This is a genomic window from Aedoeadaptatus coxii, from assembly GCF_001553115.1.
Taxonomy (GTDB): domain Bacteria; phylum Bacillota; class Clostridia; order Tissierellales; family Peptoniphilaceae; genus Aedoeadaptatus; species Aedoeadaptatus coxii.
In genome coordinates this window covers 74,048-87,102 of record NZ_KQ960181.1, presented here as the reverse complement: position 1 = coordinate 87,102, position 13,055 = coordinate 74,048, and the positions used below count along the sequence as shown (strand labels likewise).

At 44.2% G+C, this 13,055-nt stretch carries 14 protein-coding genes; 8 read left to right on the top strand and 6 right to left on the bottom strand.

The genetic code is table 11. The features are described from left to right. The first annotated feature begins 18 nt into the window (after positions 1-18). Positions 19-483 (top strand): GyrI-like domain-containing protein, encoded by a 465-nt coding sequence (locus tag HMPREF1863_RS09370; protein WP_232300133.1) that lies wholly within the window; start codon positions 19-21, stop codon positions 481-483. A 256-nt stretch (positions 484-739) separates the two neighbouring features. Here the strand turns inward: HMPREF1863_RS09370 and HMPREF1863_RS06095 are convergent, their stop codons facing one another. Then, entirely contained in the window at positions 740-1,921 is a 1,182-nt protein-coding gene (locus HMPREF1863_RS06095; RefSeq protein ID WP_068368634.1) for an alpha/beta hydrolase, read from the bottom strand. Between the two features lie 38 nt (positions 1,922-1,959). After that, positions 1,960-2,481, bottom strand: coding sequence for an HXXEE domain-containing protein (locus tag HMPREF1863_RS06090; protein WP_068368631.1), 522 nt, complete (start codon positions 2,479-2,481; stop codon positions 1,960-1,962). 129 nt (positions 2,482-2,610) lie between these two features. Between HMPREF1863_RS06090 and HMPREF1863_RS06085 the strand changes: the two genes are divergently transcribed. Beyond that, positions 2,611-3,168: a TetR/AcrR family transcriptional regulator gene (locus tag HMPREF1863_RS06085; protein WP_068368627.1), complete on the top strand. Its 558-nt coding sequence runs from the start codon at positions 2,611-2,613 to the stop codon at positions 3,166-3,168. A gap of 92 nt (positions 3,169-3,260) precedes the next feature. Here the strand turns inward: HMPREF1863_RS06085 and HMPREF1863_RS09530 are convergent, their stop codons facing one another. Together HMPREF1863_RS09530 and HMPREF1863_RS09525 are read right to left on the bottom strand one after the other, a co-directional pair. Then, positions 3,261-3,518 carry a hypothetical protein gene (locus tag HMPREF1863_RS09530; RefSeq protein ID WP_232300132.1) on the bottom strand — a complete coding sequence of 86 codons (258 nt, stop codon included), beginning with the start codon at positions 3,516-3,518 and terminating at the stop codon, positions 3,261-3,263. Further along, positions 3,500-3,937 carry a ParA family protein gene (locus HMPREF1863_RS09525; protein ID WP_456297572.1) on the bottom strand — a complete coding sequence of 146 codons (438 nt, stop codon included), beginning with the start codon at positions 3,935-3,937 and terminating at the stop codon, positions 3,500-3,502. Before HMPREF1863_RS09525 ends, HMPREF1863_RS09530 begins: the two co-directional genes overlap by 19 nt. 346 nt (positions 3,938-4,283) lie before the next feature. On the opposite strand from HMPREF1863_RS09525, the gene HMPREF1863_RS06075 reads away from it, so the two are divergent. Then, positions 4,284-6,812, top strand: a complete 2,529-nt coding sequence (locus HMPREF1863_RS06075; protein WP_068368623.1) for a sulfatase-like hydrolase/transferase — start codon at positions 4,284-4,286, stop codon at positions 6,810-6,812. Positions 6,813-6,864: 52 nt separating this feature from the next. On the opposite strand, the gene HMPREF1863_RS06070 is transcribed toward HMPREF1863_RS06075, so the two are convergent. Beyond that, positions 6,865-7,728 (bottom strand): NAD(P)/FAD-dependent oxidoreductase, encoded by an 864-nt coding sequence (locus HMPREF1863_RS06070; RefSeq protein ID WP_068368619.1) that lies wholly within the window; start codon positions 7,726-7,728, stop codon positions 6,865-6,867. Between the two features lie 277 nt (positions 7,729-8,005). Between HMPREF1863_RS06070 and HMPREF1863_RS06065 the strand changes: the two genes are divergently transcribed. Next, a complete protein-coding gene (locus HMPREF1863_RS06065) occupies positions 8,006-8,455 on the top strand; it encodes a DUF4391 domain-containing protein (protein WP_068368616.1) in 450 nt (149 codons plus the stop codon). 46 nt (positions 8,456-8,501) lie between these two features. Here HMPREF1863_RS06065 and HMPREF1863_RS06060 read toward each other — a convergent pair whose 3' ends face one another. Further along, on the bottom strand, positions 8,502-8,861 hold the full coding sequence (locus tag HMPREF1863_RS06060; protein ID WP_068368613.1) for a desulfoferrodoxin family protein: 360 nt from the start codon (positions 8,859-8,861) through the stop codon (positions 8,502-8,504). Positions 8,862-9,023: 162 nt separating this feature from the next. On the opposite strand from HMPREF1863_RS06060, the gene HMPREF1863_RS06055 reads away from it, so the two are divergent. The 4 genes from HMPREF1863_RS06055 (at position 9,024) to HMPREF1863_RS06040 (ending at position 13,029) form a co-directional block, all read left to right on the top strand. After that, on the top strand, positions 9,024-10,142 hold the full coding sequence (locus HMPREF1863_RS06055) for a THUMP domain-containing class I SAM-dependent RNA methyltransferase (protein ID WP_068368610.1): 1,119 nt from the start codon (positions 9,024-9,026) through the stop codon (positions 10,140-10,142). Positions 10,143-10,157: 15 nt separating this feature from the next. After that, positions 10,158-11,246 (top strand): SpoIIE family protein phosphatase, encoded by a 1,089-nt coding sequence (locus HMPREF1863_RS06050; RefSeq protein ID WP_068368607.1) that lies wholly within the window; start codon positions 10,158-10,160, stop codon positions 11,244-11,246. A 151-nt stretch (positions 11,247-11,397) separates the two neighbouring features. Continuing rightward, positions 11,398-11,910: a CarD family transcriptional regulator gene (locus HMPREF1863_RS06045; protein WP_068368602.1), complete on the top strand. Its 513-nt coding sequence runs from the start codon at positions 11,398-11,400 to the stop codon at positions 11,908-11,910. Between the two features lie 9 nt (positions 11,911-11,919). Continuing rightward, complete coding sequence (locus tag HMPREF1863_RS06040; protein WP_068368599.1) at positions 11,920-13,029, top strand: PIN/TRAM domain-containing protein; 1,110 nt, start codon at positions 11,920-11,922, stop codon at positions 13,027-13,029. Positions 13,030-13,055: the final 26 nt, after the last annotated feature.

Genomic DNA, 13,055 nt, shown 5'->3' with positions numbered 1-13,055 from the left:
GTAAGAGGAGGAAGAAGTATGAATATTAAAATTCAAAAGAAAAAAGCATTTGCAGTTGCAGGTGTAAATGAACAAAATATCAATTCATCATTGTGTCCAACTATTTGGGATAAACTATATAAAAAATATAGTCATGATGAATTAGCAATCCTTGGAGAAGGAGAAAGCGTAGGTATGTGCCATGATGTAGAAAGTCCGAATACAATAAATTATATGGCGGGCTACATCATTACGGATGTAGATAAAGCAAGAAATATGGGCTTAGATGTTTTGGAAGTCGAAGAGGCAGAATATGCCATTGTTGAGTTAACAGGATGCGTTCCAGAGTGTATTCACAAGGGCTGGAAATATGTGATGGAAGTATTTTTCCCAGAGCATGGATATGTTCATTCAGGAAAACCTGACTTTGAATATTATTATGAAGGTGATATGGATAGTCCTGACTACAGAATGGAGTTATGGATTCCAATAGTTAAGTCATAAATCACAGCTTTATAAAATGATATGCTCATTTTAGACGGTAGCGATACCGTCTTTTTCTATGCCTGAAATGAAAAGTTTCAGGGTTTAGAGGAATAGTTTAGGAGTTCAAAGGCAAAGTTTGATTGTATCAAAGACGGTAATATACTAGAAGAGTCTCGAACAATAGCAAGGCTAATTGGCATCGGTAATATAGTTGTTAACGCACAAAGGCCTTATACCCTGCACGACAGATGTACATGAGATTCTTGAAATGGATTCAATTCTTTCTAACTTCTAAATCACGCTGTTTTAAAAATGTCAACCATTGCAGTATCACATCTAAAGCCAGTTTGGCATTTCCTAAATTGCAATGATTTCCCGCATTTTCTTTTTCAGTAAAAAGGCGAAATGTGATAGAGTTCGCATTGGTAAGTGCGTTGATTTCTTTACCAATCATTCGGTAATCAACTAAGTGGTCTTTGTTGGCACCAAGAATCAATACATCTTGTTTAATCATGGAGGCCACATCCATAATCTGATATTTACTCACTTTCTTCAGATAATCATAAATGCTGTCAGCTCCATAGGCGTACATTCCATGATTGACACCCCATTGAAATAATGCGTCATTCTTCCTTATCAATTTCACCATGCAAAGAATAGGGCTGAGAACGATGCTGAGATTATGTTTCAACATAAACCTAACGATACCGGCTACCTTTTTTGGTATTTGGTCGAGAACCACGTCAAGAAAGTCCGGAATAACAGACCAAGATACAGCCCTTGTAATTCTCTTGTCAAATGCAGCAGCACGCAGGGCCAGCATAGCTCCCAAAGAAACACCAATAATAATGACGTCATTCAAGTGAAAGAAATCTAATATTGCTTTAACTGGACGTTCCCAAGCATATGTAAAGTGTTTCCCTTGAACACGAAGAACGTTGCCTTGTCCAGGACCTTCAAAAAGATATACATCATACCCTTGTTCAGAAAGATACAACATCGGCAAAAACATTTCCTCAAAGCATGAATCGTTACCACCGTGTAAAAGAATGGTGTCCTTACATTGTTTTTGAGCTTTTGCAACCATGATTGGCAGCATAACATCTTCATATGGAACTTGAATTTTCTGGACACGTCCCTCATCGAAATAAGAATGGTAATACTCATAAAACAGTTCCGTGGCTTTTATATAGTATTCCTTGTTGCCAGGATCTCTATCAAAAAATTCGCTCATCCGGTAATATGCAATTGCCTGAGGGATTCTGTTTTGAGAGAGTGCATGATCCCCAAGATAAATCATTTCCTGCTTCCAGCTTGTGCTGTCTGTAATCTTTTTGGCAGCCTGCATCACATCGTTTAAATCCCCGCCATCCCAAAGAATGACGCGGTTAAGCTGAAAGTTAAAATTAGGATCAGGATTTAGGTGATACATACCTTCTTTAAATTCCAACTCCATGCAAAAGACCTCCTTAAAAATTTGCTATTTGTGGGTAATTAAACTTCCCACTTCTTGATAAAAGTTTCAAACGATTTCATACATCTATGCAAAACAGCCACCATTAAGAGCATCAAAATAGCGCCTACTACATAACTCATCCATAATTGAGCTGTGGTAAAAGAAAGGAATTTATTTGAAACCCAAAGGATATAAAAGCAAAACGGAAGGAACGGGACTGCGGTGACCACTCCGGGTACATAGGCTTTAAATTTCAACGCCAACATACAATGCACAATTAGGTGAATGGTAAATCCAAAAAATAATCCCAGCCACAAAAAGTACCAATCAAAGATACAAGAAGAGAGGGATAAAGCTGAAATAATGAAAAATTCAATCAATACACCAATGGAAAATGACGGGGTGCTTCCCAAATCGGCAAATGGAATCTTCTTCGTTTTTGTTGTTTGTATTTTTCTTTTATATTTCCGTTTCCATGCCTCCACAAAAATAATCTCCTCGAAGTCATGCAGCATAAAAATAACCGGGAACAGCCAAACAATCGTATTTATTGTATTCATAAAATTGAGCCTCCTCCATCTGTCTCACTTGTGTCACCTTCTGATTTACAGTACAATCAAAAAGATATGATTGTCAATGGAAGCAGTTCAAGTGCTACAATCCCGAAAAAGTGTGACAGGAGGAACAAAATGAGTTTGGTAGAAAAGGAAAAGAATCCCATCGCTGAGCAATCCCGTCAATGGTTGATGCAGTCCTTGTTGGATCTTATGAGCCAAAAAGACTACGCTCGTATTACCGTAACAGAAATCGCCGAACATGCGCTTTTATCAAGGAGAACTTTTTATAGGATCTTTGATTCGAAGGAGCAGGTATTACAGCAATACTTCTTAGAAAGATGTGAGGACTACATTACTTATTTTCAAAAAGACAGGCACTATACACTGGAGCAGATTGTGGAAGTGTTTTTTACCTTTTGGGAGAAACAGATCGACTTTTTGCGTCTTTTGCAGCGGAATCATCTGTTCTATTATCTGCTGGAAGAATTCAACCAGGCCTTACCTGTGATTCATGATACCGTTCGTGGAAATCAAAATTTGTACGACAGCATCTTTGAAAAGAAAGCTGCACTGCTTGTCAGTGCCGGTGCACTTTGGAATCTTCTTTCCGAATGGATGCAAATGGAAAATCGTCCGTCTCCAAAAGAAATATCTAAAATGATGCTACAAATAATTGCATCTAATTCTTGAAAAGCACCCTGGTATTTTTAAATCATGCGTAAGAGCTACCACCCTTTCCACACGTTTCTGCGTCATCTTCCACTGTGCTGAAAGTGATTTTTTCAATTCCTCCTGCATTTCCATAAAGGTAGTGCAGCGTGTGCCCAATTCATTAACTGTATCACAATGAATCTCAAAATAGTAAATACCGGCAAGCAATGCTCAAGGATAGCCACGGATCTCTTGCGCAGCCATTGTTCCAGCAGCTTGATGATGGTTTCCTCCATGCGCTTGGGGGTATAGCTTTTGGGGAAATACTTCCGCAAGGTATCGGAAGAAAAGGTCACTTTGTCCAGATCGCTTATCTTTTCCTCCGACATAAACGACAGCTTGGATTCGCTGGGGAGTTTCCCATCCCGGCTAAACTTTTTAATGCACTGGGCCTGAGAGAGAAGGGGGTGGCCTGCTTATAATCTATCGCGACTAAAAGTACCTGCTGTTCCTCTGGTTTGAGAAAAGACAGCTCATAGGCCGGATTAAAGGCGATTTTCTTCTCGTCCCCCATGTTCAATAATTCGGGAATTAACTCAGTTAGGCGAATGTATTTTTGAATCTGAGTTTCACACTGAAGCAGCTGTTCCAGCCCCTTGGCGGCTAAGTACTCGGCCTGGACGGGGATTATGATCCTGCCCGCGGCGGCAAGGGCGTTCACCAGAGACACCACCATACCGGACAACTGAATATCCGCTGGCATCAGGTCCACGCCCTCCGGGTGGTGCAGGATACCTTCGCCGGGCAAAGGGGCTGATCTGTCTGGATACGGCCCATGGCGTCCGAGAGGGTGAAGGGTAATTTATCTGGCTGGGAGTTGCCTAGACTGATGGTAAGGCTGCCCTGTGGGTCCTCGTCAATGAGAAGCACCTTCTTTTCGGCCTGCGCCAGCCCGAACCGTAGAGCGAATCGAGTAGGTGGAATACTTACTCGATTTTTTTTAAGACTAATAAAATGTATCAAAAACTTTCAATCTTTTCGTCAAGGGGTGTATAATAGGAAGGAAATTGTTAAAAACAGGCGAGCGCTCCTCATATATTCTACGGGATGTTCGTTATCTACATATTTTTGCGCTTTGATAGGAGAGAAACTCTATGTGGAAAAAGAAAATAATGCCGAAGCTCCTTTTATTGCTGGGCATTAATCTGTTATTTTATTTTACGACGTTTATTTATAAAGTGGCGGAGCCTATGTCGCTTCCTATTTATGTCTTAATCCTCAGTCCCATTCTGACGACGATTTTCGACGCATCTCTCTACTTCCTCTTCCCGAAGAAATTGTATCGCGCAGTTCTATTGATCTTCACGACGCTTTTGAAAGTATCTCTTTCGGTTTTCTATAAAGAATTCGGAAACTTCGATATTTTTTCCAGAAGCGGACAAGCCGGGGAGTTGAAGGGCGTCATTCCCGTCATCTTACACGATATAAACTTTTTAATGGTCCTTATGCTCGCCCTGATGGCATGGGGACTTTGGAGACTTTATAAGGCGCAAAAACTGTTGCCCTTTAATAAGAATCGCGCCATTCTTTCCGTGGCGACCATGGCCATTTTGACCGCCGTTCCCGTCGCTACGTCGGCTCATACTCTCGGCGTGGAAATGTACTCCACGGTGTTGACCGGCAAATTAGTGCAAAAGATTAATACGGAAAAACTTTACGACCCGGCGGTCATCAAACAAATTAAAGAGCGCTACCAGTATCCCGATATTAAAACCAATCGCTTTACGGGCATTGCCAAGGGAAAGAATGTCCTCTTTATTCAATGCGAAAGCTTGCAAAACACCTTCGTCAATCGAAAGTACAACGGACAGGAAATTACGCCTTTTCTCAATCAGTTGATTAAGCAAAAAGGTACTATTTACTTTGACGATTATTTCGAGCTTTTAGGGCTTGGCAACACGTCGGATGCGGAATTTGTTTCCATGAATGGCGTATACGCTTCGGCAAAAGGGCAAGCCTACGATTTATTCGATCGCACGAAACTTTACGGCATGCCCCAGGTCGCGGAAAAGCACGGTTACGATACCCTGGCTTTTCACGGAAACAGCGGCAGTTATTACGATCGGGACAAACACTATCCGGCTCTCGGCTTTAACGGCATTTATCTCGGAGAAAATCTGGTGCAGGATGAAGTTATTAATATGGGCCTTTCCGACGGCAGTTTGTTCCGTCAAATGGCGCCTATTCTCGCAAAGAGCAATGCCGACGGCAAAAACTTTTTCGCCCTCGCCGTCACCCTTACGACCCACACGCCTTTCGTCATGCCGGAAAATTTAAAAACCATTGAGCCGAAGCCCGGCGACGAAAACGACTTCGTCTACAACTACGCCAATTGCGCCCGTTACACCGACGACAGTTTAAAGGCCCTTTTCCAAGATCTGGCGGCTCGCGGCATTTTGCAAAATACGGTGGTGGCCATTTACGGCGACCACCACGCCATGACGATCAAAAACCCCGAACGGTTTAACTCCATGACAAAGTGGCTCGGCAGAGAAATCGACTACGACGAAATGATGAACATTCCCCTCGTCATTACCGTTCCCGGACTCCAAGAAAATGTGCAACGGAAAAACATCGGCAGTCAGGTCGACCTTTATCCCACGATTTTAAACTTGTTGGGCTGGGACAGAAGCAAGCTGCCTATTATGGGGATCGACCTTTTAAATGACGATAAGGAAACGGAAAACAACGTCGTATTCCCTCAAACCCACTTGCTCAAGGGAAGTTTTATTACGAAAGATCGTCTATTTGAAGTCAGTCGCGACAATATTTTCGAACACTCTCGCCTTATCGATCGCAAAACCCGCAAAGAACGACCTGTAAAAGAAGCGGCGACACTTTATCAACGGGCGACGCTTACATTGGATTACGCATACCGCCTCATGCGGGATAATCGGCTAATGGATTTGATCGAATCGAAAAATGACGATCTTCCCCAGGAAAAAACCATTATGCATGGCGGCGGTGAGTTGGACACCAATGTGGTAACCAATATGATGACGGCGGTGGAAAATTCCTACGCCCGCGGCAAGCGGATTATGGAGATCGACTTTTCGAAAACCACCGACGGACATTATATCGGCCTTCACGGCTGGGACGGCTCCATCGAACGTTATTTCCCTCAAAGAGAGGGGAAGGGGCAAGAGCCTATTTCCCACGAAGAGTTTATGGCCATGGAAGAAAAACACGGCTGGCAACAGCTGGATCTCTATCACCTCGTTTTATGGATGGAAGAACATCCCGACGTCTACATCGTGACGGATATTAAAAAAGACAATATAGAGTTTTTAAGCTACATCGCCCAGAATTTCGCCGGTATGCGCGGGCGATTCATTCCCCAAATTTATCGCCGCGACGAATACGATCAGGCGAGAGCGTTGGGGTTCCACAACATTATCTACACGCTCTATCAATCGGAAGATAATGTGGATGATGTCATCGATTTTGTGAACACCCATCCCCTTTACGGCGTCACCATTTCCGATAAAAAGTTTAAGTCGGGACGCTGGAAGGAACTTTTAAAGACGAAAAAACCCGTCTTTGTCCATACGATCAACGACGAAAAACGGGCGAAGGAACTTTTAGATCAAGGCGTATCCGCCATTTATACCGACAGCTTGTAAATGTGAGCATAGAAAAAGCCTGCTTTAACGAAAAGTTAAAACAGGCTTTTGTCTATTTACAAGCGAGAACGCCGGCTAAACAACCGTCGGCTACAGCCGTGGCGACTTGTTTAACCGCTTTTTTACGAATATCGCCGGCGAAATACAGTCCGTCGGTTTTCGATTGAATATCGTCTACGACGAATCCGTCTTCGACGGTGGTGTACGACGCAACCAAATCGGTGTTGCCGACTTGGCCGATTTGAACATAAATTTCAACGCCGTCGCCTTCGATGACGTCGCCGTTATCGAGAAGGACTTTCGTGCACTTGCCGTCTTTCATTTCCACATCCTTTAAGCTGCAAGCGGTGTGGACGTGAATCGTGTCTGCCGCCTCGATTTGTCGCTTAAATTCATCGATGCACATGAGCTTGTCTTGCATTTGCACGATGTGAACTTCTTTGGCGAACTTCGCGATGTAGAGAGCTTCTTTGCAGGCGCCGTCGCTGCCGCCGTTGACGACAACGGTTTTGCCTTTTACGCTGTCTTCGTGTCCGAAGGCCCAGTGTTTAGTAAGGTCTTCGGCGATGGGAAGTTCTTTCAGTTTGACGCCGGTGGCGCAAATTACTTTTTTAGCGGTATACTCGTTTTTATCTGTCACCACGAGAAAACCGTCGTCTGTAGTTTTTAATGTTTTGGCCACCTCGATGGCGTAGGGAATTTCAGAACTATTTAATTGATCGATTAATTTTTGCTTGAAGCTTGGGCCGGTTTCGTCTTTTCCCACCGTAGCGTAATGGCTGACTTTGGAAACATGGCCGATGAGGCCGCCGATAGCTTCTTTTTCAAGTAGGAGAATGTTCTTGCCACGAGCTTTCGCATACAATGCGGCGCTGACGCCGGCAGGACCTCCACCAATAATAATAATATCTAGCATTTTGTTACCTCCAGGGATTATTATGTTCCCTTTTTTTCAAAAAATCAATTTTTTCAGAAAATAATTTTAAAAATTTTTGTAATTTTTAGAATGAGCAGGGAACAAGGGAAAAAGGGACAAAAAGTTGGCGCGACGAATAGGAATTAAACAGGACGATGATTTTGTCAAAAACAATAGTAGAAGAACGCCGCTGTTGATGATACGATCTATTAGAATCCATTATAATTAAAGGGAAACGGAAACTAATCCGAGACTATTTTTAATTGAAGGAGTCGAGATGTTCGAAGTACCGAAAAAAGCAAAACGGAAAGTGCGCATCGCCAAAGTTATTTTAATGAAGCACTGGCCGAAAGAAGTAAGTGCTCATCTTAAAGATGTGTTTAATGCCGAAGTGGACCGCGTGGTTTTAAAAGGTGAACTGACAAAACGCACCACCGGCCTCCCGGCTACGGAAAATGTACATACGATTTACATCGTGCAGGTAGAATTAAACGGCAGGGAATTTAATCGGGAGATGCTCCTATCCGTTTCCCGCGCTCTCGATGCCCACGTGCTATTCCTCCTACACTATGGCGAAATGTATCTTCCGGCAGTGGTCGACGAAGTTCTGTACGTCGGGCAGTGGACGGAAGAGGATCGACTTCCCATTCAATTGGAAGGGGACAATTTGGAGTCTTTATGGCGCCATATGGTGGAGCAAGTCCGGGGAAACGGGCCGAGAGAATAGAAAAGGAAGCACAAAAAAAGCACCCGATGCCGGGTGCTCTTCTATTTTACTTAAGTTCCAATGCATTTTCCCAGAGGCCGTGGATATTGCACATGCTGAGTGCAAAGACGGTACCGGGTTTTTCGGTTTTGAAGGTGGTGTGAACGTGGGGTACGGTAAAGACATCGCTTTCGCCGTGGTTATTAAATTCGTAGCTTCCAACTTCAACGGGTGCAGCTCCGCCTTCGGGAAGGAAGAAAACTTTAATCCAGGAAATGTGATGTTCCAAAGTGTTGGGGTGTTCGATTTCAGAACCAACGGAAACTTTTACTTTTGCCACGCCGCCTTCGAGCTTTGCTTCGATTTCGGGAACGTGTTTTTCATTTTTCCAATCACCGGATTTAACGGTTTGAGTTAATAAAGACATAAGTGAACCTCCATATATTCATAGTTTTGTTTTCCACTAAAAGATATACCCAAATTAGAGAAATTATCACATATTAAAAAAATAAAATAGCGTAAAGGCGACGAATCTTTAGCGATGTTAATTTACAGATTTTTCTAGTATACTGTTAACGAGAGGTGGTCTATGATTAATTTTGAAGCGACGGCAAATGTCGGCATGGAAGCGGTTTTAAAACGTGAAATTCAAGCATTGGGTTTAGAAGATATTCGCGTAGTAGACGGTTTGGTTTCCATGTCGGGAAAAATGGAAGATATGGCGCGATTAAATTTACATTTGCGCACGGCGGAAAGGGTGCATTGGGTGCTGAAGCGTTTCCGCGCAACGACGTTTACGGAACTTTTCGACGGCGTTTACGATCTTCCCTGGCCAGACATTATGCCGAAGACGGCGAATTTTATAACGGAAGCGAAGAGCAAAAAATCTGCGCTCTTTTCCCTTTCGGACATTCAACGCATTAGCGAAAAGGCCATCGTCAACAAAATGCAGACTCGTTACAAGACCGAGTGGTTTCAAAAAAACGGCGCCCGTTACCGCATCGGCATCCGCATTATTGAGGACATCGCCACAGTCTATATCGATACTTCCGGCGACGGATTGCACGATCGCGGATACCGCCAACGTTCGGTAAAGGCGCCCCTTACGGAAACATTGGCTTCCGGCCTCGTGCAGCTCAGTTTTTGGAATAAAAATCGTATGCTCGTAGATCCCTTCTGCGGCAGCGGTACCATTTTAATCGAAGCCATTATGCTCGCCAGAAACATTGCGCCGGGTCTTAATCGCCGTTTCGATTTCGAATATTGGAATATGGAAAGCGCCCAAGCCAAAGACATGCGCAAAAAAGCTTTCGCCATGATTGATTACGACAGCGAATTGGAAATTTTCGGGTTCGATATCGATCCTAAGGCCATCGAAGCGACGCGAATTAATCTCGACGGATTGGGGCTGGCCGACGACGTGCGCTTAATCGAAAAGGGCGTGGCCCACTTAGATTTAGGCGGAGAGTACGGCATTATTATTACGAATCCCCCTTACGGTAAACGTATTGAGGATAGAGAATCGGTAAAAGAAATTAACCGCGCCCTCGGCGATTTGGCGCGGAGCCTTCCCACGTGGAGCGAGTACATTATTACCGCTGACGAGGGATTTGAAAGAGGCTTCGGCAAACGAGCCGATCGTAAACGCAAGTTATTTAACGGAAGTATTCGCACAGATTACTATCAATACTACGGTCCGAGACCGTAAGACAGGTGTGGTGGCATGGCTGAACATAATTTATTGAACAACCGAATAGAAATGGCCTTGCTCGATACGATTTCCGATTTAATTCGGGTCGTCAATGAGGACAATCAGGTGGTTTATTATAATCAGGCCATGCGTCTTGCCCTGGAAGATCAAATGTACCACGCGTACGATTCCGACGACTACGGATTTTTTGATTTTCGCATGACGGCCCGTTGCCTCGCCGGAGGGGAAACCATACAGCGGGAAACCTATGTAGGGGATGTGTATTATTCCGTCAAGACCAATCCCATTCGAGGACACGACGGCAGAATCATCGGTGCCGTGGAAGTGTACCGGGACAAAGGCGTGGAAAAGAAACTTCAGATCGAGCTCGTGGAAAAAAACCGCTCCTTTACGGAAGAGCAAGTGAACGCCTCGGCGATTCAACGCTCCCTCTTGCCGCCGAAAGGGTTTATGCGCGCCCTCTTTATGGATTACTACTACAGACCGGCGGAACTTTTAAGCGGCGACTTCTTCGATGTCATGCAAATCGACGACGACCACGTGGCGTTTTACATCGCCGATGCCGTAGGTCACGGATTTTCTTCCTCTATGACCACGGTGTTTATTTCCCAAACCATGCGCAACATGGCGCCGGAACTCCTCGTCGATCCTACGGTAGCGATGTTGGAGTTGGTTCATCGGTTCCGCGAATTAAATTTACCGGACACCATGTACTTCACCATGTTTTTAGGCGTGTACTCCCTAAAAAAACGGAAACTTACCTACGTCAATGCCGGCCACGATTGCCCGCCGCTCATCAAGCGGGAAGGCAATGTGCGCCTTTTAATGAATGCGGGCTTTCCCGTAACGCCCCTTGTGGAGGCGAGCTTTTACGAATGCCGTTCGGAATATATACAACGAGGCGACGAGCTTCTCCTTTATACCGACGGCATGACGGAATGTCGTTCCGGAGACGGCGAGCAATTCGGGGTGGACGGCTTAAAGAAATGTTTCGCCGAAGTGGGAGAAAATCCCTTGACGGATATTACGGATAGGCTCGAGAAATTCGTGCAATCGGAAATCGTCGACGACATGACCTGTCTTTATTTGAAAATGCTATAGTCAACAATCCGGCATCGAAAGATCGTCGGATTTTTTAATATTATTTATGATAATTACTTGAATCTTAGTATGAGTTGTGATACTATATTTAATTTTCTAAAAATATGATATAATACAGAAGGACGCAGTCGTTTTAAAAAAGGGGGAGTATATGTTTGAAATAGGAGATAAGATCGTCTACCCGATTCACGGCGCAGGTGTCATCGTCGACATTAAAAACAAAGTGATTTTGGGCGAGAAAAAAGAATACTTCGTCTTAAAGATTCCCGTAAACGAGATGAAAGTATTAGTACCCATCGGCAGTATGGACAGTGTCGGCATTCGGGAAATTAAAACCCCCGAGGAAATGGATCGCGTGCTCGATGTTTTAAAAGACACGACCATTGAAAAAATGCCCAATAACTGGAACCGTCGTTACCGCTTCCATCAAGACAAGATTAAAACCGGCGATTTAGAAGAAATCGCAAAGGTAATTAAAAATCTCGAGTGTCTGGATCGGGAAAAGGCGCTTTCCACCGGGGAACGTAAGATTTTAAATAATGCACGGCAAATTATTTTATCGGAAATGGTATTGGTTTACGATAAAACATACGATGAAGTTGTAGAAATCGTCGACAAGACCATGGAAGAAGGTTGCCTGCAGGGGGTTAAAGGGGAAGAATAAGAAAGGAGCATGCGTATCAAATCCGATCGCATTGTCCATGTGATCTTCCGCATTTTATTTACGCTTTTAGGCGTAGCGGTAGGTCGTATGGTTCTCGCATTTTTACCCGGCCTCGATGCCATGACGTCGATCCATCGTTGGATACCGACGCGCTATTTACCCATTCCCGTACTTATTATTTTTGCCATTATTTTTTTCATTTTGGGTAAATACGCTTTTGCTTTTTTAAAGCAATTAATTTCATTGATCGAGTCGGATATGAAAGATTTACCTGCCGGGGATATTCTTTGGGGATTTCTCGGCCTCGTTTTAGGAATATTTGTGGCTTTTCTCGTGTCTATTCCCGTGTATCGCTTCAATATTCCTTACGTCAGCAGTTTTGTTTCCCTCCTTATTTATGCCGTTTTAGGTATTTTAGGGATACGGGTCATGCTGACTAAGCGTGAAGAATTCGCCACGGGGCTCCGCGCTTTATTTACACAAAATCGCGGGGAGTGGCGCAGCCGTCTCGGCGATAAGCGAACGGCGCCGTCGAAAATTTTAGATACGTCGGTTATTATTGACGGCAGAATCGTGGATATTATCGATTTGGGCTTTATCGAAGAGCCTATCGTCGTGCCCACCTTCGTGCTCGCCGAACTTCAGGGCATCGCCGATTCGCCCAACGGTATGAGCCGCGCAAAAGGGCGCAAGGGGTTGGACAGCTTAAAGGCCTTGCAAGATGAGGGCAAGCGAAAGATTAACGTCGTGGAAAAAAACTACGACGATCTCCACGAAGTAGACGATATGCTCATGCGTTTTGCAAAAGAGAGCAAAGGCATCATCGTCACCAACGATTTTAATTTAAATAAAGTGGCGGAAGTGCAGGGCATCAAAGTGCTAAACATTAACGCCTTGGCCAATGCCATGAAGCCTGTCTTTGTCAACGGCGAGCGCATTAATGTCTTCGTCGTCAAGCCCGGAAGCCAGGACAAACAGGGCCTCGGCTACTTAGATGACGGCACCATGATCGTCGTCGAAAACGGAATCGATTATTTGGGCGAGACCATCGATTGTGTGGTAACGTCTATGTTACAAACATCCGCGGGAAAAATGATTTTTGCAAAACCTGTGGAATAAACTATTGCCATTATTTTATTCATCAA